Genomic DNA, 19,361 nt, shown 5'->3' on the forward strand with positions numbered 1-19,361 from the left:
TGCATGCCGCGCCGGGCTTATCCCGCCGGCAGGGCATCCCCGCTTTTGACGCGCAAGGAGTTCTTGGCGCGCCGGTCATTGATCGGCGTGACGCCAAAACTCTCGCGGTAGATCCGCAGGAATGCGCCGGGGGTGCTGTAGCCCACCATATAGGCGATTTCGGTCACCGACGTACTGGAATACAGCACCAGCTGCCGCGCCTGGTTCATGCGCATCATCCGATAGTATTTCAACGGGCTCTGGCCTGTGGCCTCCTTGAAGCTGCGTTCCAGCGACCGGGCGGATACCCCAATGGCATCCGCAACGTCACTGATCTGGATCGGATCTTCGATGTGCTCAGCGAAATGCTCGATCGCCTGCGTCACCTTCTTTGGCAGCAAATCCTTGCTTTTGGCCGTTGAAAACGCGGGCGTTTTCTGAGAGGTCGCTGCGCTGCGCACATAGGGGTGCTGAAACCAGCAGGCGACCTCGGCCATGATATCTCCGCCGAGATGCTCCTCGATCAGGGCGAGCATGTAGTCAAACACCGCTGTCGCTCCGGAGATTGTCACAAAGGAACCTTGATCGCAGATCACCGTGCTTTGCCGTTCGATGTCCGGGAACTCCGCCTCAAACGCGGCCTCGTAACACCAGTGAACCGAGAGCGGCTGACCCGCCACCAGACCGGTCCGTGCCAGCGGGAACACCCCACCGCTGAAGGCGCCGAGCCGGGTCTTGCTCCGGGTGATCCGCTGCAAGGCTGCATTGGCCCGTGCGGGTTGGTCAAACCGCGCATTTGGTCCCGCCGTGAAAAACAGAAAATCATGCTCGGCCAGATCCGCCAACACGGTATCCGGACCGAAACTGACCCCAGCTGAGGAGGCAACCGGATCTGCCGTTTCAGCAACCACAGTCCAACGAAATGCCTCCTTCCCCGCGATTTCATTGGCGGCGCGCAATGGTTCGATGCATGAAGTCAGGCACGCCATGGGAAAGCCGGGGAAAATCAGAATACCCAGTGTAAGCGGCGTGTCGGTTTGGGTCATGACAGGCCTCCTTCGGTGAGTTCGGCAGCACAGGTGAGGATGTGTTTTTCCAGCAATCGCGCGGCTGGCGCCAGGGCGGTATCGGTTTTGCGCAGCAGATGAATCTGTCGTGTGGCCCGCGAATCGGCCAGCTGACAGAACACCAGCTCCGGCGCATTTGCAGCCCGTGCGGCCATTTCCGGCAAAATAGTGACGCCAATTTCTGCCCGCACCATCGCCATAATAGAGGTCAGGTTCTGCGCCTTCAGCAGCGCCTTATCATGCAGGATCCGGGACGGCTCGGCATTGATGCCGGCTGACAGGCTGTTGGCGATCAGACGTTCATCGCGCAGCATGTCCCAGTCGATTTTTCCCCGTTCCTGGGCCAATGGGTGATTCCGGGTGCAGATCACCCCAAAGGCGTCAGACAGCAGGGGCTGGCTGTGAAGCCCGGAGCTGTTTTGGCCCAGTGTTGCAATCCCGATGTCAATGCGATCTCGGGACAGTTCATGCAGCACGGATATGGAGTCCATATCGCGAAGTTCGATATCAACATGCTCGAAATCGCTGATATGCCTTGAAAAAACCAAAGGCATCACGGTGCCTGCGACCGATGGGACAGTGGCAATCCGCACATGCCCATGTGTCGCCTTGGCATAGCCCTCAATCGCTTTGACCATTGTGTCGTATTGCTGCAACTCGCGCTCGGCCTGCTCCAGCACAAAGGCCCCCAGCGCTGTCAGGCGGTTCTTTCGGTCGGTCTCAAACAGTGGTTCGCCCAGATGCGTCTCCAACTGTTTCAGCATCATCGACACCGCCGATGGCGTGCGCCCCAGAATACCTGCCGCGTCACTTAGGTTTCCGCTTCGGGCAACTGCGGCAAATCCGCGAAGCAACTCGATTTTAAGCGTCATGGGTCAAAACTTCAAAGTTTCTGAAATGATGTTCAGTTATTTGAGTTTGATTGAAGTGGCCTCTCATGTCCATACCCATGGAAACTGAATTCTGTGTGAGGCCTCTGACCATGACTGATATCCAAAAGAACCTGATCGCCGGTGAATGGCTTGCTGGTGAGAGCGAAGTTGAGAACCGCAACCCGTCTGATTTGAGTGATCTGGTCGGTATCTTTGCCCAGGCCAGCGCCGATCAGCTGGAGGCGACGCTGGATCAAGCGCAGGTGGCGCAGCGCGAATGGGCCGCCTACGGTCTGGAGCGCAAACAAGCGGTGCTGAATGCCATCGGAAATGAAATGATGGCCCGCGCCGAGGAACTGGGTACCCTTCTCAGCCGGGAAGAGGGCAAGCCGTTGGCCGAGGGCAAGGGCGAAGTCTACCGCGCCGGTCAGTTTTTCACTTATTATGCTGCCGAGTGTCTGCGCCAGATCGGTGAGAACGCGGATTCTGTTCGCCCTGATATTGAGGTCGACGTCCGTCGCGAAGCGGTGGGTACCGTCGCGATTATCAGCCCTTGGAACTTCCCCACTGCGACCGCGTCATGGAAAATCGCCCCCGCGCTGTGCTACGGCAACGCGGTGGTCTGGAAACCCGCAAACATCACCCCGGCATCGGCTGTTGCGCTGGCGGAGATCATTGAGCGGCAGGACATCCCCAAAGGTCTGTTCTCCCTCGTGATGGGGTCTGGCCGGTCCATCGGTCAGCGTCTTGTCGAAAGCCCAAAGGTGAACGCGATTTCCTTCACCGGTTCGGTGCCGGTGGGCAAGGGGATCGCGGCTGCCGCCATCCAGAACCTGACCAAGGTACAGATGGAAATGGGCTCCAAGAACGCGCTGGCAGTCATGGACGATGCCGATCTGGATCTCGCCGTGACGCTGGCACTTGGTGGTGCCTTTGGCGGCACCGGCCAGAAATGCACAGCCTCCTCGCGACTGGTGGTCCATGCCGGTGTTCATGACGCCTTCGTGGAGAAACTGGTGGCAGGGGCACAGGCGATGAAAGTGGGCCACGCGCTGGAAGCAGGCGTGCAGATGGGTCCGGTTGTCAGCGAACAGCAGCTGAACGAAAACCTCGCCTATGTTGACCTTGGCAAGACGGAAGGCGCTGAACTGGCCTGCGGTGGTCAACGCCTGGAGATGCCGCATCAGGGTTTCTACATGTCGCCGGGCGTGTTCCTGAACACCACCAACGACATGCGTATCAACCGTGAGGAAATGTTCGCGCCGCTGACCTCCGTAATCAAGGTTGGCAGCTATGATGAAGCGCTTTCGGTGGTCAATGACACCAACTTTGGCCTGACCTCGGGGATCGTTACCAAATCACTGGCCCGCGCCACCCATTTCCGCCGCAATGCGCGCACCGGTGTTGTGACCGTCAATCTGCCGACCGCTGGAACTGATTATCACGTGCCCTTCGGTGGTCGCGGTGACAGCTCTTACGGTCCGCGCGAACAGGGTAAGGCGGCAGCGGAGTTCTATACCACCGTCAAAACCGCCTATATCAGCGCAGGCCCGGTTTGATGCGGTCCGGGTTCCGGATTGACGGGCTGCAATACGCCAACTGGTCGGAGAAAATCTTTCGCCAGCTGCGCGACGGAGACGTGGATGCAATCCACGTCACCATCGCGTATCACGAGAATTTTCGCGAAGCGGTTCTGAACTTTGAGAAGTGGAACCGTTGGTTTGAGCAATATCCTGATCTGATCATGAAGGGTCTTTGGGCCTCCGACATCGATAAGGCGCGGGAGACCGGGCGCACGGCGGTGTTCTTTGGGTTCCAGAACCCCTCACCGATCGAAGATGATATCGGCCTGGTCGAAATCGTGCATACTCTGGGCGCGCGGTTCATGCAGCTGACCTATAACAATCAGTCGCTGTTGGCGACCGGCTGTTATGAGGCTGAGGACACCGGCATCACCCGCATGGGCAAGCAGGTCATTAAAGAGATGAACCGCGTCGGCCTCGTGGTGGATATGAGCCATTCTGCGGATCGTTCAACGATTGAGGCAGCGGATCTGTCAGAACGCCCGATTGCCATCACCCATGCCAATCCGCATGACTGGTCCCCTGCCCTGCGAAACAAGAAAGACGACGTGATCCGCGCGGTCACGTCCAATGGTGGAATGTTCGGCTTCTCCGTCTATCCGCATCACCTGAAAGACAAATCCGCCTGCACGCTGCAGAGCTTCTGCGAGATGATCGCGCGGACCGCGGATCGATACGGGGTGCAACATCTCGGCATTGGCACAGACCTTTGCCAGGATCAGCCCGACAGCATCGTCGAGTGGATGCGTGTTGGGCGCTGGACCAAGGAAATCGACTACGGCGAGGGCTCAAAATCCGCGCCCGGTTTCCCACCTATGCCCAACTGGTTTGAGGACAACCGTGACTTTGGAAACATCGAAGACGGGCTGCGCAATGTGGGAATGAACGAACAAGAGGTCGCCGGTGTCATGGGGGACAACTGGCACCGGTTCTTCAATGAAAATTTTGGACCAAAATCAATAGATTGAAGATCGAAAGACTGACAGAAAATACGGCCCGGCACATCCTGGCGGACCGATCAAAGGGAGGGAAAGATGTCCGAGACATCTATGGAGACAACACCGCAGGAAAGCCGGATCAACAAACCGCTCTTCCTGCTTTCAGGGGGGTTTATTGCCCTGTTCTGTGCGGCAGCGCTGATCAATCTGGACGGCCTGTCGGCGCTGGTCGATTGGGGGTTCAATATCGCTGCGACCTATTTTGGCCTGTACTGGCAGATCCTGCTTCTGGCGACGTTTTTGATCGGTCTGCTGCTCTGTGTATTGCCTGGAGGGCGTGCCATTCTCGGCGGGCTGGCCACACCTGAGTTCACCACTTTCCAGTGGGGTTCCATGATCATGTGTACGCTTCTGGCGGGCGGCGGTGTGTTCTGGGCTGCGGGTGAGCCGATTGCGCATTTCCTGTATTCGCCGCCACTCTATGGCGCGGAAGGCGGCAGCGAAGCCGCTGTGACACCAGCCATCGCGCAAAGTTTTATGCACTGGGGGTTCCTGGCCTGGGCGATCCTTGGCTCGCTTTCGACCGTGATGCTGATGCATTACCACTATGAAAAAGGGCTGCCGCTGGCACCGCGGACGCTGCTGTATCCTGTGTTCGGCGACAAGGCCATCAACGGTCCGATTGGTGTCATTGCCGATGCGTCTTCGATCATTGCTGTTGTGGCGGGCACCGTGGGTCCGATCGGGTTTCTCGGGCTTCAGGTCAGCTATGGTCTGTCTGACCTCTTTGGCATCCCGGATGTTTTTGCCACGCAGTTCGTGGTGATCGGTGCACTGGTCGGGCTATACACAATTTCCGCAATGACCGGGCTGTCCCGTGGCATTCAGCTGTTGTCAAAAATCAACGTGATCCTTGCAGCGGTCCTGTTGATTTATGTCCTTCTGGCAGGACCTACCGGGTTCATCTTCGGCTCGTTCTTTTCCGGGTTTGCGACCTATCTGGGCAATTTCTTCCAGATGGCTCTGTATCGTGGTGATGCGGCCGTGTTCGGCGACCCCGGCTGGTTGGGGTGGTGGACCGTGTTCTTCTGGGGCTGGTTCATGGGGTACGGCCCGCTGATGGCGATGTTTATCGCGCGGGTATCCCGCGGCCGATCCATCCGCTCGATCATCATCATGCTGTCGATCATCGCCCCCATCGTGACCAACTTCTGGTTCACCATCATCGGCGGCACCGGCATCGCGATGGAACTGGCCGAGCCGGGCACCATCTCGGCGGCGTTTGAAGGTTTCAACCTGCCTGCCGCGCTGCTGGCGATCACCAATAACCTGCCCATGGGGTTCCTGGTCTCCATCCTGTTTCTGATCCTGACCACGATCTTTGTGGCCACAACCGGAGATTCGATGAGCTACGTGATTTCCGCTACAATGACCAAAGGCGACACACCCAGCACAGCTATACGTGTTTTCTGGGGCATTGCGATGGGTGTGATGGCCGTGATCTTGATCTCTGTCGGCTCCGGCGGCGTATCAAAACTGCAAAGCTTCATCGTGGTCACGGCTGTGCCGGTGTCCTTGATCCTGCTGCCTTCGCTCTGGGATGCACTGCGCATCACCCTGGCGAAGGGCAAAGAGAGCTAAACATCTGCCGGGCGTCGCTGGCGCCCGGCATCCATTCCAACCGCCCGACCTGTTCAGATCATACGGGATATGACTAACGACCTGATTGCAAAGGCCAATCCGAATGACCGACATTCTCTGCCGTGAACCGAACACTGTCATGCGTCTGGCGCGCCTCGGCTCGATGCACCAATCACGCCTCTCCTTCATGCGGGTGCTGACGCGACGTCTGGCGCGCGAGGGCTGGCGTTTTGAACAAACTGCCTTTGACATTGATGAGACAGGCCAGGGCCATGCGATCTATACCGCGCATGGGCCAGATCGATCCTATTCGCTGGTGGCCTTTGCGCATGACCTGCCGCCCGAAAAACGCTCTGACCGCGTCATTGCGGAGGCGTGGGACGCCACATTCACCTTGTACGACGGGGTGCCCACCGACGCGGATATCACACGGCTGTCGCAGAATATTCCTGTTCAGGAAGCCGGGCGTGTATCCGGTTCGGAACTGTCTGTCTCCCGTGCGAACCGCTCTGTGCGGTTGTGGGAACATGTGGTCAGCTCCTTGGCGTCAGGCCAGCAGCCTTCTGCCGAACAGATCGACGCGGTGGGTTACCTGATGCGGACAACGGCTGTATATGGGTCGGGAAAACTGGGGGCGGCAGATCGCGAAATGATTGCGGAGCGCCCCGAATTCCGAGCGCCTTTTCAGGTCGAGATGCTGTCGGTCTATCTGACCCGTTGGTTTGTGACCGATTTGGTCCAGCACATGGCGGATTGCCGCGCGAGAGCCAATGGGACCACTGCCGCCAGGTTGGCACCGGAGTTGGCGCGATCGATGGGAATTGGCAATTCTACCGGCCTTGGAATGGCGCCGTTTCTGCTGAACCATCCCGTGCTGTTCAACAATTGGGTGGCCGCGCGGGAAAAGGCCATTCAGGCCGTACGCAACATTGAAGAAGCCCATCCAGATGACATCGCGCTGTTCCGTTCTTTGGTTGAGCGCAGCAAAATGACAATTGCAGACTGGCAATCGGAACACCCGATCCAGATCCAGAAACTGAGCGCGCTGCGGTCGGATGCCGATCAGGTGACGAGCTATCTTGAAATCCAGACGTTGGCCGGACCGAAGCCTTGGGACGTCCTCTATCGCTGGGCTGAGGAGACGCTCTCGCTGGAAGGGCAGGAGTGGATCGCGTCGTTGATGCTGGAGCCTTACGGCGGATTGGTCGATGGCTTTGCCGAAGACATGTCGGCGGACAACACTGCCACCTTCCGCATTGCCGGCGCGATGACGATTGGGGATTTGCGCAAGATCCTGTGCGATGTCTACGCCTGGGCCATCGATACCAACTGGCAGACGCCGGCGAACAAGGCCCGCGCCTGGTATGTTTCAGAAGAAAAGCTTGAACCGCGGTTAGGGGAGCGCTTCGAGGAACCGATTGAGGAATATGAGCAGCCGCTGGCACCGGGTCGTGATGCTGCCATGTTGTATCAGGCCCTCGCCCACTGGCCGGACGAGGCTCAGGTCGCCGATTTCCTGCTGCGCCATTCGGAGCATCGCCACGTCCTGCGACGTGCCCAGATCGTGGGGCGCGCGCCCTATGCGGAAATTCGTGACAACACGATTTCCGATCAGGTGCTCCCCATTGATATGCTGCGCTGCAAGCTGGCCTTTTTCGGGGCAACCAAATTCGACCCTCGGTCGGACCGCTGGGTGCGAATTTGTATGTATGGCAACGCCCCGCTTCCGACTGAGTTAACAGCTGAGAACGCAGAATTCTGGGTGTTCCCCGAACTGGAAGAGGGTGCGGCATGAGCCATTCGCTGAATGAAATCGAGGCCATGAGCAAGCGCGCCGCCCGCGGGGCTGGGCTTTCATGGGGGCTGGCGGAGGAGGCTGCCAAGGGCACCCGCTGGCTGTCGTCTTTTGGCTTTCCCGGCACTGAAATGCTGGCGGGTCTTTTGACCATGAATGACCGCATCCCGCCGATTGACGTTTCGCCCGTTTCGTTGCGGGCAGAGATCTGGCACGCGCCTGCCCGCCGGATGAGCCCGCTGATCGCCGGCGCGGCTCTGAGCGATTGCGCTGTGCGCCTGCTGGAGCGCGGTCGGATCACGATGGAAAATGTGAATTTTCCCTTGCTGGCTGTCCCCTTCATGGGCGGGGCCGCTTTGCGACTCGGGCGCCCGGTCGCTGCTGAATGGCAGGGCGCGCGGCTTGCCACCGATGGCAAGCGGCTTTGCGTGCAGGGAGAGAGCGACGCCTTTCTTACCCAACTGGCTGATCAGATGGTGTTTTCCGCACCCGCCGATATGACGGGCCAGAAGGAGCCCGTCATGCGCGCCAATGTTTCAGACGAAAGCTGGGAACAGCTGAGCCAATTTGCCCATCGCACCTTTGCGCCTGCCACCGAAGAAAGCCGCCTGCGGGGCGCTGGCGCAGGTCTCAGCGACAACGATTGATCCCCCTTCTGGTGTCAGCCTGTCTGGCACCCTATCCCTATATTCAGACGAGAAAGATCGACATGACTGCGACAGAAACCCTGACCCTTGCCGAAATCGAAGATCTGGCCTTCAGCGCCTTGGTTAAGGCGGGCACCTCTGAGGCCAATGCCCGCCCACTGGCTGTCGCCACAGCCATGACCGAAGCCGATGGCGTTGCCTCGCACGGGCTGGCCTATATTCCGATCTACGCCCAGCATGTGGAATGCGGCAAGGTTGATGGACAGGCCACCCCCGTTGTCGAGCAGCCCCGCCCCGCTGTGGTGACTGTGGATGCGGCCACCGGCTTTGCCCATAGCGCCATTGATCAGGGTTTCGAAAAACTGATCCCACTGGCCCGCGAGATGGGGGTTGCGGTTCTGGCGGTGAACAATTCCTACAACTGCGGTGTTCTGGGGGTTCACACCCAACGCTTGGCGCAGGCGGGCCTGCTGGGTATCGGTTTTACCAATGCGCCAGCCTCAATCGCGCCTTCGGGGGGGGCCAAACCGGTCGTCGGCACCAACCCGTTCTCCATCGCCGCCCCCGATGCAGACGGCAATGCAGCGCTGCTGATCGACCAATCTGCCAGCACCATCGCCAAGAGCGAAGTGATGAAACACGCCCGCGAAGGCAAGCCCGTGCCGGAGGGTTGGGTACTGGACGCGGACGGCCAGCCGACCACTGATCCCGACGCAGGCCTCAAAGGCTCCATGGTGCCCTCCGGTGGCTACAAAGGGGTCGGCATTGCGCTGACCGTTGAACTGATGGCCGCCGCCATGACCGGTGCGACACTCGGCTCAGTCGCCAGCCCCTTCTCCGGCACTGCGGGCGGCCCTCCGAAGACCGGCCAGTTCTTCATTGCAATTGATCCGAAGGCAACGGCGGGCGGTGCGTTTCAGGAGCGTTTGGCCGACCTCATCGCCTCCATCCATGATCAGGATGGTGCCCGCCTCCCCGGTGATGGTCGTCGCGCCTGCCGGACCCGTGCCGCATCTGAAGGCGTCGCCGTCAATGCCGCGCTGCTGGAGAAGGTTCGCGCGCTCCTCTGACCTATTGTGGACGAAGTCCATTTTCAAACAGCAGCAGAAGAGGGAGGCCACCACGGCCTCCTTCCTTCATTTTATGGCCTGCTATCCCCGCAGGATTGTCCCAGCTGGGTCAAACGGTGGCTGTTCCAGAATGACGGCACGGTGCGGACGACCCAGTACCATGACCTGAACCTCGTCACCCGGGGCTGCATCCCGTACAAATCCCAGTGCAAGCGACATCCCCACGCTGTAGCCGTAGGCACCGGAAGTGACCCGGCCAATGCCCTTGCCATCCTTAAAAATCGGCTCCCCACCGGTTGCATCAGCATTTGACGCCTCCGTCTCCATCTCATCCAGATGCAACAGCACCAGCTGTTCACGCGCCGGATTTTCCAGAACGCCTTGCACGCTACCTTTGTTCAGGAAGTCTTTTTGCAGTTTGCAAAGCCGATCCAATCCGACCTCATGTGGCCAGTATTCCGGGCTGTATTCCCGGCTCCAGGAGCCATATCCCTTTTCAACGCGCAAAGACATCAGGGCCCGGCTGCCAACGGGACCTGCGCTGTATTCCTCACCCGCCGCCAATAGTATCGCGTAAAGCCTCTGCTGATCTTCACGTTTGCAATGCAGCTCCCACCCCAGATCGCCGGTAAAGGACACCCGCAGGGCCAATACCTCTATACCTGCAAGGTCGATCGTCGCGGACCGCATGAAAGGAAAATCCTCCGTCGCAAGCGATGTGTTGGTCAGCCGTTGCAACATCTCTCGCGACTTCGGGCCAGCCACGTTAAACCCACAGGTATCATCAGTTTTTGACTCAAAGACCGTGCCCGCCGGCAGCGGTACCTCTTTGAAAAACCGTTTGTGATAACGCTCGGCCATGCCGGAGCCGATAATCCAGAATTCGTCTTCCGCGACGCGCGTCACGGTGAAATCTCCGGCAATGCCACCGCGTTTGGAAATCAGCGGTGTCAGGCAAGAACGACCCACGGCCTTAGGCATTGTGTTGGCAAAGACCGCGTTCAGCCAGGCCTCCGCATCTGGCCCGGCACAGCGGTATTTGGCGAAGTTGGAAATATCAATAATGCCTGCGCGGCTGCGCAACATGCGGCATTCCTCGCCCACCGGTCCCCACCAGTTTTGGCGCGTGAACCCATTGGTGTCCTCGGCTCCGGGAGCCGTGGCAAACCACAACGGGTGCTCCCAACCGGCATTGAGACCAAAAACCGCGCCCATTTCTGCCTGAAGTGCATAGATCGGACGGGTTCGCGCCGGGCGGCCTGCGCTGCGCTCCTCATTGGGGAAGTGGATGGCAAACCGATGCGCATATTGATCCTGCACCCGCGCCTTGGTGAACTCTTTGGTGGCCCAGCCGTCAAACCGCGCCATGTCCCAGGCAAACATGTCATATTGGGTCTCGCCCTCGATGATCCATTGTGCTGCCATCAACCCCATACCGCCGGACTGAGAGAAACCCGGAATGATCCCGTTGCAGCAGAAATACCCATCCAGTTCCGGGACCGGCCCCATTAGAACATTGGCATCCGGCGACCAGATCATCGGCCCGTTAATGACACGTTTGATCCCCGCCTCTCCGACCGCTGGCAGCCGCTCAATGGCGTTCATCATGTTGTCCTCAATCCGCTCCAGATCGTCGGGAAACAGATCATGGGCGAAATCCAGCGGCGTGCCGTCTTCGGCCCAGAACTTCATGTCCTTCTCATAAGCGCCGACCAGCAGGCCCTGACCTTCCTGGCGCAGATAATATTCGCCATCCCGGTCGCTGACAGACGGCAGCCGGGTGCCGTGACCTGCGACATCGGCCATGGTTTCGGTCACGAAATACTGGTGCTCCGTTGGCTGCAACGGCAGCTCAACCCCCGCGAGCGCTGCAACCTCGCGCCCCCAAAGTCCGGCGGCGTTCACCACCCATGGCGTGCGAATATCCCCCTTGGGGGTTTTGACAAGCCAACTGTGGTCCACCTGCTGCTCGGTGGCTGTCACGGGGGTAAAGCGATGGATCTCCGCGCCCCGCTGACGTGCGCCAACTGCATAGGCATTGGTCACGCCGGACGGATCCACATTCCCACCATCGGGTTCGTACATCACACAACGGATGCCGTCATAATTGACCAGCGGGTTCAGGCGCTTGGCTTCCTCAAGGCTGATTTCGTAGAAATTCATCCCGTAGAGCTTGGCCTTGGCAGCCTGAAGCTTCAGCTGATGTTCACGCTCTTCGGTCTGCGCCAGATAGAGCGATCCCGGCTGAAACACCCCACAACCTTGCCCGGTTTCCGCTTCCAGCTCTTTGTAGAGCGTCATGGTATAGTGCTGGATACGGCTGATATTTGTACTGTCGTGCAACCCATGAATATTGGCCGCTGCATGCCAGGTTGAGCCGGAGGTCAACTCATCCCGCTCCAGCAGGACCACATCGGACCATCCCAGTTTTGTCAGGTGATAGAGGATCGAACAGCCGATGACACCTCCGCCGATGACAACTGCCTGTGCTTCACTGCGCATTTCTGCCCCCTTCAAGAGCCTTATGTCGCGGGAATAGTGGCCTGCACCGTCACCGCGACGGGTTGGACCGTTGGGTCCGGTTGAATGGCCTCACACCTTAGGGTGCCAGCCGGGATTGTATGAAAAATGCCCGTTTGCGACATCTCAGAAGACAAGCCGATGCGCCCGCCCCTGTGCGGCCAACCGGGCGTTCAGCGGGTCAGCCTCCGATGCGCCGCTTTCCAGCGCAAAAACAAAGGCATGAGTGAGATAGAAGCAGACCCGATCCATCTCGTCTGCGCCCTCCGCCGCGTCCGCTGCCAAAGAGTAGAGCCGTATCAGAGCGGCGCTGTCACCCTCCGCATGGGCCTGTAGCAGGGCCTGGTCAAGATCATCACGCTCCATGCCTCAGCCCCTCAGCGAAATTGCGATATTCTTGGTCCGCACATAGTTATACAGCGCTTCCAAGCCTTTCTCGCGGCCAAAACCGGATTTGCCGATACCGCCAAACGGGGTGGAAATTCCACCAGCGAACCATTCATTGACAAACACCTGACCGGCGCGAAGTTTGCGCGCAACGCGGTGCGACCGCGCCAGATCACGGGTAAATACCCCGGCGACGAGACCGAACTCCGTGCCATTGGCTATGGCGATTGCCTCGGCCTCAGTCTCGAATGGGGTGATGCAGGTCACCGGTCCAAAGATCTCTTCCTGGGCAACGCGGGCGTTTGGGTTGACGTTAGACAAGACCGTCGGCGCCATGAAATGGCCCTCACGCTCCAGCCGTGCTCCACCCGCGGCTATACGGGCGCCGTCCTGCCCTGCGGTGGCGATCAGCGCTTCGATCCGCGATAGCTGCGTTGCGGAAATCACTGGCGTGTGCTCTGGATTGTCCAAGCCGTGCCCGACCGTCAGCCCATCAGCCAATGACACCGCACGGGCCACGACCTCGTCATAGATCGAACGATGCACCAGAACCCGTGCCATGGCCGAACAGACCTGACCGGCATTGAAGAAAATCCCCGATTGCAGGCTCTCTATCAGCCCATCCAGATTCGCATCTGCAAACACCACCGCCGCAGATTTGCCGCCCAGCTCCATCAGGGACGGGATCACCGTGTCAGCGGCAGCCCGCAGGATCGCCTGCCCGGTAGGCACCGATCCGGTAAAGACGATCTGATCAACCTCACTGCTGGCGACCAAACGCGCGCCAAGATCGCCGCCGATGCCATTCAGGATTGAAACTGCGCCCGCAGGCACCTCGGCGCGTTCCAGTGCCGTGCCCAACAACGCGAGCGCGATTGGATCCAGCTCAGGCGACTTGATAATTGTGGCGTTCCCTGCCGCCATTGACGGCGCCAACGACCGGGCGGCGATAGACACCGGGAAATTCCAGGGCACCACCTGCGCGGACACGCCATGTGGCTCATATATCGTATAGTCGACGTAGTCCGGCCCCAGGGGGATCGACTTCCCTTCAATCTTGTCGGCAACGCCACCATAGTATTCAAAATATAAGGCGGCTTCTTCGAATTCATCCCTTGCCGCATCCAATGTCTTGCCACTTTCACGGCAGAGGAGCTCTGCGCCTTCCGACTTGATGGCACGAATTTCACGCGCCACGCGCAGCAGCAACCGCCCTCGGGCCGAGGGCTGCAGATCCGCCAGATCCCCTCGTTCGAAAGAGGCCCGAGCGGCCTCCAGCGTGCGGGCCAATGTGGCCTCCCCGGCCATCGCAACATCAACAAAATCCTGTGCCGTACCGGGATCCTCAACCGCCAAACGCGCGCCGCCATCCCCTTCGACCCAAGACCCGGCGAGGTAGTTCCGCGCCAGACCATCGCGCAGGAAATCGCTCATGCCGCGCGCCCTTTTTGAACCTGCGTTGCGACCCAGTGGTGAAAGTTATGCGTCGGCCCATCCATCGCCGGAGAGAAACGCCCACCATCGAACAATATCCCGTGGCGGCCTTTCTGCATGCCTTCGACAACAAAGACATCTTCCTCAAAGACAGTCTTCCACAGTTGCGCATTGGAGGCGCGCAACCCGTCAAGCTCCGGCGTGTCCCGCTCGCTTTGGGCATAGTAAAGCTCAATATGTTCAACCGTATGGCCGCAATCCTTTGGCTCCAAAACGATCGCAAAACTATGATCACGCTGCACACCCAGCAGGACATTGGGATAGACTGCGATATATTCAGCACCTTCATCCCATTGGTCACTCAATCCCGCAAAATCGGGAAGTTTGGCCCCCCCCTCATCGGTCAGCTGGCGATAAACCAAGGTGCCCTGACCCGAATATTGCCCGCGCTCCTCAATATTGTAGTGATCCTCCAGTCGGGAGTAGCTGTTGAGACCCGGATGCACCCAAGGCAGGTGATAACTCTCACAGTAGTTTTCGACCGCCAGTTTCCAGTTGGTTGCGACCTCCAGTTTCAGCGAGGATCCTTCGCCGCCATGATGGATCGGCGTCTCAAATTCCTGCCAGCGCTTCAACAACCCGGCATGAACCTCAGTGAAGTCAGGCGCCTGCCCATCGACATTTACAAAAATCACATCCCGCCAGATATGTGAGCGGATACGGATCAGACCCAGCTTATCCATATCGACATCCTCATGGGTGTTTTGCCCCGGTCCGCCAACATGCGGCGTTGTCCGCAAGGCACCGTTCAGCCCGTAGCACCAGCTGTGATAGGGGCAACGGATGGCACCACGGATCTTCTGCGGTTTGTCGACAAGGATCATGCCCCGGTGACGGCAGGTGTTCTGAAACACGCCGATCTCGCCCGTACGATCCCGCACCAGCAACAGCGGCATGCCGAGGAAATCAACCGGCTTGGCGTCCCCTGCCTCCGGTATGTCCTTGCCAAAGCCGATGCCCGACCAATTCGCGAACAGTACGGATTTCTTTTCTTCGTCAAAAACGCGTGGATCGACGTAATGTTCATTTGGCAGGCCATTGGCAGTGTTAACCGGGGCCAGCACGGACGACAGCGGGCTATGTGTGTTCATCGAACTCTCCATGCGAAGGTGGCTGCCCTATTGGAGGCGCAGGCCGACTGCGCTCAATAGGAGAAAACTTCATTCATGGATGAGCGAAACTAAACTGATGCATCGCGCGCTTGCGACAGGATCCATTGTTTCAGTTTGAGCGCATTGGGAGAGAGCTCATCCTCCGGCAATCCGACCAGATAAAATTCTCGTGGTGCCGGAACACTATGATGGCCAACAATCGCAAGCTTGCCGCTGTCCAGCATCGGCTGGATCAGTCGCCGCCACCCAAGCGCAACGCCTGCGCCTTTTCGTGCGATTTGCAGCGCAACCGAATAGCTGGTCACCCGGGTGCCAGCAGCGATATCGCCCTTGTGGCCCAATTCGTGGAACCAGTCGGCCCAGGTTGTCCAACTCTGGCTGGCGCTTTGCAGGTGGATCAGCCGTTGCTGTGATAGCTCCTGCAGGGCAGCCCCGCTAAGCCCCGCCGCGAGATCAGGCCGCGCCACGGGCACCAGTTGATCACGGTAGATTGCGGTATGCGCCAGTGTGGCATCACTGTCCCGCCCATAGCGGATAAAAAAATCAAACTCCCGCGTGTCATGAAATGGGCGGTCCTGCGTGATCTGATGAATGTTCAGATCCGGGTATTCCCGCCAAAATTGGATAATCACCGGAGATAGCCAAAGCGCTGCCACTGCAGTGGTTGATCCAACGGTTACCGCGTCTTCCTCACCCATTTGTCGGGTTTTTGAAAGCTGGCGCGAGATTTGCCGGAACGATGTGGCCAAGCTCTCATACAGCCCCTGCCCCTCACGGGTGAGTTCGACACCACGGTGTTTCCGCTGAAACAGGGCAACACCAAGCTCTCCTTCCAGCGCCTTGATCTGATGGCTGACCGCGCCTGGTGTGACAGATAGCTCCTGCGCGGCATTCTTGAAACTGAGATGGCGCGCGGCGGTTTCGAAGGCCGCCAATGTCGTAAGGGGCGGCAGGTCATAGTGGCGTCTGGACATGGTGGCTCTGCTGTTGGGCGTGGCTAGGCATTATATCAATTCACCTGAGTATGAGTATTTTTCGAATTGAATGGCAAACTCAAATGCGGTTCTGAGAGACAGCAATTCACCCCCTTGGAGGATGGACAGCAGATGGACACCCGGATCGCTCGTCTTGTTGGCAAAACTGCACTAAGCCCGGATACCGCCGATTTTTCCTTTGAAGTCATTGAGGGGCGGTTTTCCGGTCTGGAACCCGGTGCGCATGTTGATGTGCATTTGGGTCAGGACCTTGTGCGGCAGTATTCGATCTGGAATTGGAGCCAGGATGGCCGTCAGCTGAATATTGCCGTCAAACAGGAAGCCAACGGCCGTGGCGGATCGCGTGCCATGCACGCGCTGCAATGTGGGGATGAAATCGTGCTCGGCACCCCTCGTAACAATTTCAGATTACAGCCCAATACGCATGCCGATGCGCAGTATGTCACTCTGATTGCGGGTGGAATTGGTGCAACACCTCTGGTGGCCATGGCGCGTGAGTTGGCGAATGCGCGACGGGATTTTCAGGTCTATTATCTGGTCCGCTCACAGGATCTGGCCGCGATGGATCAGCAGTTTCGCGCGCTGGATCTGGGGGACCGTTATCACCTGCATTGTGACGATACCGACGGCCAGCTGGATCTGGCCGAAGTTCTGCTGTCAATGCCGATGGGCAGTGATGTCTACACCTGTGGGCCGGAGCCGATGCTGAACGCGGTGCTGGAGGCAGGCAGTGTCATGCGCGGTGGCACCATCCATTTCGAACGTTTTGCGGCCCTCGCCGATACGGACACCGGTCGCAATGACAGCTTTGACATCGAAATCCAGTCAACCGGTGCAATGCTGCGGGTGTCTGCTGAAGAAAGCCTTCTGGATGTCCTAAGGGCCAACGGCATCGCGGTGGATTTCGGCTGTTCCGAGGGTTTGTGCGGTGCCTGTCTCGTTGATGTGCTCGACGGGGACGTGGATCATCGCGATGGCATCCTCACACCTGAGGAACAGGCGACAAACCGCTATCTCTGCACCTGCGTTTCCCGCGCCAAAGGCGATAAACTGGTGCTAAATCTCTGACAGCTATTGCGGTCACCGCTGAGGATGCAGCGTGAGCCTGCTGCGGGGCAGCGCGGCACCCCTGCCGCGCCACCGATCCGCTAGTCGAGCTTTGCCGGCAGGCTCAGGTCACCGGATGCAACGTCAAAGACATCCACGACGCAGAGCAACGGAGCATGCATGTTGGCATTGACCCGCAGGGCTGATGTCACGCCATCATAAGCCACGCCGACAAGGTCTACATCGCTGCGAAAGCCAACCGTTACGGCAATTTCCGGCCCGTCGAACAATGGCGTGAAGCCTGGGCTGTCCAGATAGATAGGCAGGCCCGGCCAAGTTGCTGGCAGCTGCGGCGTGGCACCTGCGGGAATGTCACGCACCGCCAATGCGCCGGGGCCGCAGGCCTCGGTCGGGGTCAGGACCACCCAGTGGCTGTGCCACAGCAGGCCATCATTGCCCGTATCCCCATCATTGTTCTCATCCACCAGGGGCGTGTCATCAAAATCGGGATGGCTGGTGGCTGCTAGTGCAAGGATTCCGGTGCCCGCTTCAAACCCGACCGCCTCGGGGTCCAGCGAAGTCGGCCAGACGTATGAGAACACCCCCGCTCCGCCGACCGTACCGACGGGCTCCGGCGTGTCCGCCCCGGCGTTGCCATTTGTCGTCATGTGAAAGGTGACGGTGTTACCAGCCCGGTGCGCATGCGCCGCCAGAATGTCAAAGGAGGCCACTTTCTGGGTGTCTGTTTCAGACAGTATAGCCCCCTTTTGGTGCACGGCATGATTGCCATCGGCAACAGCGCTGCCCGCACCAAGTACGAGGATGGCCGCCGGTATTACGAATCGTGTCATAGTCGTCTCCAGTTTAATGATAGCGAGTCGCTACAAATAAACCGTATTGCACTATTGATTTCGAGTCGATACCAATAATTCATGACATCACAATCCCGCATTCGTTCACTGATCAATCGTCTGGCCCGCATCGACGCCGCTGGCGGATGGTCGGGCAGCCTCAACCCCGCTCAATACGCTGCATTAGATTACCTCGGGCGGGCCAACCGCTACTCAAGAGCGCCCTCTCACGTGGCTGAGTTTCTTGGGACAACACGCGGCACCATGTCCCAGACGTTAAAGGCCCTCGCGCGCAAAGGATTTGTTCAGGAGGAACCCAAAACCGGTGATCAGCGCTCTATTTCCTATGGATTGACCGCAGAAGGGGTGGCACTTGCAGAAGCGCCTTCTGTCATCGGCGCGGCCTTGTCAGAGCTGGAGGATCAGGTGGCAGAGGCATTGGAAAGCGCGTTGGCGGCAACCTTGCAGGCCGCATTGGACGCCCGTGGCGGGCGGGCTTTTGGCTTATGCAAAACCTGCCAGTTTCACGATACCGGCCCTGCCCATGGCTATTGTACCCTGTTGAATCTTCCACTTCAGCCCGGGGACAGAGATTTAATTTGTGTGGAACATAAGGCGCTTTCAGATGATGCAACCTGACCTTTCAACCCGGATAGCGGGGATTTTCCACGGACCCATTGCCAACCCTTGGGCTGACAAGGCTCCGACTGCCATCCACAAAACCCCCGTTCACGGGCCGCAGCAGATAGACTTCGACGGCTTCACCGGGGATGCCCAGGCAGATCTAACCGTTCATGGCGGCGCGGATAAGGCGATCCATCACTACGCAAGCGACCATTATCGCCTATGGCAGGACGAAGCAGAGATGCCGCTCACCTCGGTGCCTGCCGCTTTTGGTGAGAATATCGCAAGCTTAGGTCTGACCGAGGACATCCTCTGCATTGGTGATATCCTGCGATTGGGCACCGCCGTCGTTCAGATCAGCCAAGGGCGGCAACCCTGCTGGAAACTGGGACACTATACCGGCAACACAAGGATGCCCTACCTGTTTCAGAAAACAGGACGCACCGGATGGTACTACCGGGTGCTTGAACCCGGAACCGCGCAGACAGGGGATGAGATCACGCTGATGGAACGGCGACAGCCAGACTGGACTGTACAGCGTGTCACTCGCGCCCGGCTCACCCGTAAGGTTTCACCGGAAGAGGCCGCAGTGCTGGCACAAATGGAGGACCTCGCTGCAGGCTGGCGCGCCGCCTTCACCCGCATGGCAGAGGGAGACACCGGCGAAGATACCCGCGCGCGCTTGATCGGCGCGCGGGACTAGGGTTTGGGCTGCGACCCATTTCTGGGCCTGCTTGAT

At 58.9% G+C, this 19,361-nt stretch carries 17 protein-coding genes; 9 read left to right on the top strand and 8 right to left on the bottom strand.

The window, feature by feature from the left end:
* Positions 1 to 17: 17 nt before the first annotated feature.
* Together OO25_RS09235 and OO25_RS09240 are read right to left on the bottom strand one after the other, a co-directional pair.
* Positions 18 to 1,025, bottom strand: coding sequence for a GlxA family transcriptional regulator (locus OO25_RS09235; protein WP_040179794.1), 1,008 nt, complete (start codon positions 1,023 to 1,025; stop codon positions 18 to 20).
* The gene (locus tag OO25_RS09240; protein ID WP_040175701.1) at positions 1,022 to 1,918 is read right to left on the bottom strand and encodes a LysR family transcriptional regulator; all 897 of its coding nucleotides are present in this window, start codon (positions 1,916 to 1,918) and stop codon (positions 1,022 to 1,024) included. The genes OO25_RS09235 and OO25_RS09240 overlap by 4 nt, the downstream gene beginning before the upstream one ends.
* A gap of 110 nt (positions 1,919 to 2,028) precedes the next feature.
* Between OO25_RS09240 and OO25_RS09245 the strand changes: the two genes are divergently transcribed.
* The 6 genes from OO25_RS09245 (at position 2,029) to OO25_RS09270 (ending at position 9,592) form a co-directional block, all read left to right on the top strand.
* Positions 2,029 to 3,477 (top strand): aldehyde dehydrogenase family protein, encoded by a 1,449-nt coding sequence (locus tag OO25_RS09245; protein WP_040179820.1) that lies wholly within the window; start codon positions 2,029 to 2,031, stop codon positions 3,475 to 3,477.
* On the top strand, positions 3,477 to 4,469 hold the full coding sequence (locus tag OO25_RS09250) for a membrane dipeptidase (RefSeq protein ID WP_040179795.1): 993 nt from the start codon (positions 3,477 to 3,479) through the stop codon (positions 4,467 to 4,469). The genes OO25_RS09245 and OO25_RS09250 overlap by 1 nt, the downstream gene beginning before the upstream one ends.
* A gap of 66 nt (positions 4,470 to 4,535) precedes the next feature.
* The gene (locus OO25_RS09255) at positions 4,536 to 6,080 is read left to right on the top strand and encodes a BCCT family transporter (protein ID WP_040179796.1); all 1,545 of its coding nucleotides are present in this window, start codon (positions 4,536 to 4,538) and stop codon (positions 6,078 to 6,080) included.
* Positions 6,081 to 6,183: 103 nt separating this feature from the next.
* Complete coding sequence (locus OO25_RS09260; RefSeq protein WP_040179797.1) at positions 6,184 to 7,875, top strand: hypothetical protein; 1,692 nt, start codon at positions 6,184 to 6,186, stop codon at positions 7,873 to 7,875.
* Complete coding sequence (locus tag OO25_RS09265) at positions 7,872 to 8,522, top strand: DUF3726 domain-containing protein (RefSeq protein WP_040179798.1); 651 nt, start codon at positions 7,872 to 7,874, stop codon at positions 8,520 to 8,522. Before OO25_RS09260 ends, OO25_RS09265 begins: the two co-directional genes overlap by 4 nt.
* Positions 8,523 to 8,584: 62 nt before the next feature.
* Positions 8,585 to 9,592 (top strand): Ldh family oxidoreductase, encoded by a 1,008-nt coding sequence (locus tag OO25_RS09270; protein ID WP_040179821.1) that lies wholly within the window; start codon positions 8,585 to 8,587, stop codon positions 9,590 to 9,592.
* 81 nt (positions 9,593 to 9,673) lie between these two features.
* On the opposite strand, the gene OO25_RS09275 is transcribed toward OO25_RS09270, so the two are convergent.
* The 5 genes from OO25_RS09275 to OO25_RS09295 all read right to left on the bottom strand — a co-directional run bounded on the left by OO25_RS09275 (position 9,674) and on the right by OO25_RS09295 (position 16,079).
* Positions 9,674 to 12,094 (bottom strand): FAD-dependent oxidoreductase, encoded by a 2,421-nt coding sequence (locus OO25_RS09275; RefSeq protein WP_040179799.1) that lies wholly within the window; start codon positions 12,092 to 12,094, stop codon positions 9,674 to 9,676.
* A 144-nt stretch (positions 12,095 to 12,238) separates the two neighbouring features.
* A complete protein-coding gene (locus OO25_RS09280; RefSeq protein WP_040179800.1) occupies positions 12,239 to 12,478 on the bottom strand; it encodes a hypothetical protein in 240 nt (79 codons plus the stop codon).
* 3 nt (positions 12,479 to 12,481) lie between these two features.
* Positions 12,482 to 13,933, bottom strand: a complete 1,452-nt coding sequence (locus OO25_RS09285; protein ID WP_040179801.1) for an aldehyde dehydrogenase family protein — start codon at positions 13,931 to 13,933, stop codon at positions 12,482 to 12,484.
* Positions 13,930 to 15,084, bottom strand: coding sequence for an aromatic ring-hydroxylating dioxygenase subunit alpha (locus OO25_RS09290; RefSeq protein WP_040179802.1), 1,155 nt, complete (start codon positions 15,082 to 15,084; stop codon positions 13,930 to 13,932). Before OO25_RS09290 ends, OO25_RS09285 begins: the two co-directional genes overlap by 4 nt.
* Positions 15,085 to 15,173: 89 nt before the next feature.
* Positions 15,174 to 16,079 (bottom strand): LysR substrate-binding domain-containing protein, encoded by a 906-nt coding sequence (locus OO25_RS09295; protein ID WP_040179803.1) that lies wholly within the window; start codon positions 16,077 to 16,079, stop codon positions 15,174 to 15,176.
* 132 nt (positions 16,080 to 16,211) lie between these two features.
* Between OO25_RS09295 and OO25_RS09300 the strand changes: the two genes are divergently transcribed.
* Positions 16,212 to 17,168 (top strand): PDR/VanB family oxidoreductase, encoded by a 957-nt coding sequence (locus OO25_RS09300; protein ID WP_040179804.1) that lies wholly within the window; start codon positions 16,212 to 16,214, stop codon positions 17,166 to 17,168.
* Between the two features lie 80 nt (positions 17,169 to 17,248).
* Here OO25_RS09300 and OO25_RS09305 read toward each other — a convergent pair whose 3' ends face one another.
* Positions 17,249 to 17,998 (bottom strand): hypothetical protein, encoded by a 750-nt coding sequence (locus tag OO25_RS09305; RefSeq protein ID WP_040179805.1) that lies wholly within the window; start codon positions 17,996 to 17,998, stop codon positions 17,249 to 17,251.
* Positions 17,999 to 18,079: 81 nt separating this feature from the next.
* Here OO25_RS09305 and OO25_RS09310 point away from each other — a divergent pair, with 81 nt between their 5' ends.
* Together OO25_RS09310 and OO25_RS09315 are read left to right on the top strand one after the other, a co-directional pair.
* Positions 18,080 to 18,637: a MarR family transcriptional regulator gene (locus tag OO25_RS09310; RefSeq protein ID WP_040179806.1), complete on the top strand. Its 558-nt coding sequence runs from the start codon at positions 18,080 to 18,082 to the stop codon at positions 18,635 to 18,637.
* Entirely contained in the window at positions 18,624 to 19,325 is a 702-nt protein-coding gene (locus tag OO25_RS09315) for an MOSC domain-containing protein (RefSeq protein WP_040179807.1), read from the top strand. Before OO25_RS09310 ends, OO25_RS09315 begins: the two co-directional genes overlap by 14 nt.
* Positions 19,326 to 19,361 lie beyond the last annotated feature (36 nt).

The organism is Phaeobacter sp. S60, assembly GCF_000826845.1.
GTDB classification, from domain to species: Bacteria; Pseudomonadota; Alphaproteobacteria; order Rhodobacterales; family Rhodobacteraceae; genus Phaeobacter; species Phaeobacter piscinae.

Excerpts from the sequence above, each read along its gene's own strand:
- OO25_RS09305 (WP_040179805.1), bottom strand. The coding sequence starts at position 17,998 with ATGACACGATTCGTAATACCGGCGGCCATCCTCGTACTTGGTGCGGGC.
- OO25_RS09280 (WP_040179800.1), bottom strand. The coding sequence starts at position 12,478 with ATGGAGCGTGATGATCTTGACCAGGCCCTGCTACAGGCCCATGCGGAG.
- OO25_RS09275 (WP_040179799.1), bottom strand. The coding sequence starts at position 12,094 with ATGCGCAGTGAAGCACAGGCAGTTGTCATCGGCGGAGGTGTCATCGGC.
- OO25_RS09285 (WP_040179801.1), bottom strand. The coding sequence starts at position 13,933 with ATGAGCGATTTCCTGCGCGATGGTCTGGCGCGGAACTACCTCGCCGGG.
- OO25_RS09270 (WP_040179821.1), top strand. The coding sequence starts at position 8,585 with ATGACTGCGACAGAAACCCTGACCCTTGCCGAAATCGAAGATCTGGCC.
- OO25_RS09255 (WP_040179796.1), top strand. The coding sequence starts at position 4,536 with ATGTCCGAGACATCTATGGAGACAACACCGCAGGAAAGCCGGATCAAC.
- OO25_RS09310 (WP_040179806.1), top strand. The coding sequence starts at position 18,080 with ATGACATCACAATCCCGCATTCGTTCACTGATCAATCGTCTGGCCCGC.
- OO25_RS09315 (WP_040179807.1), top strand. The coding sequence starts at position 18,624 with ATGATGCAACCTGACCTTTCAACCCGGATAGCGGGGATTTTCCACGGA.
- OO25_RS09260 (WP_040179797.1), top strand. The coding sequence starts at position 6,184 with ATGACCGACATTCTCTGCCGTGAACCGAACACTGTCATGCGTCTGGCG.
- OO25_RS09245 (WP_040179820.1), top strand. The coding sequence starts at position 2,029 with ATGACTGATATCCAAAAGAACCTGATCGCCGGTGAATGGCTTGCTGGT.
- OO25_RS09265 (WP_040179798.1), top strand. The coding sequence starts at position 7,872 with ATGAGCCATTCGCTGAATGAAATCGAGGCCATGAGCAAGCGCGCCGCC.
- OO25_RS09250 (WP_040179795.1), top strand. The coding sequence starts at position 3,477 with ATGCGGTCCGGGTTCCGGATTGACGGGCTGCAATACGCCAACTGGTCG.
- OO25_RS09300 (WP_040179804.1), top strand. The coding sequence starts at position 16,212 with ATGGACACCCGGATCGCTCGTCTTGTTGGCAAAACTGCACTAAGCCCG.
- OO25_RS09235 (WP_040179794.1), bottom strand. The coding sequence starts at position 1,025 with ATGACCCAAACCGACACGCCGCTTACACTGGGTATTCTGATTTTCCCC.
- OO25_RS09290 (WP_040179802.1), bottom strand. The coding sequence starts at position 15,084 with ATGAACACACATAGCCCGCTGTCGTCCGTGCTGGCCCCGGTTAACACT.
- OO25_RS09240 (WP_040175701.1), bottom strand. The coding sequence starts at position 1,918 with ATGACGCTTAAAATCGAGTTGCTTCGCGGATTTGCCGCAGTTGCCCGA.
- OO25_RS09295 (WP_040179803.1), bottom strand. The coding sequence starts at position 16,079 with ATGTCCAGACGCCACTATGACCTGCCGCCCCTTACGACATTGGCGGCC.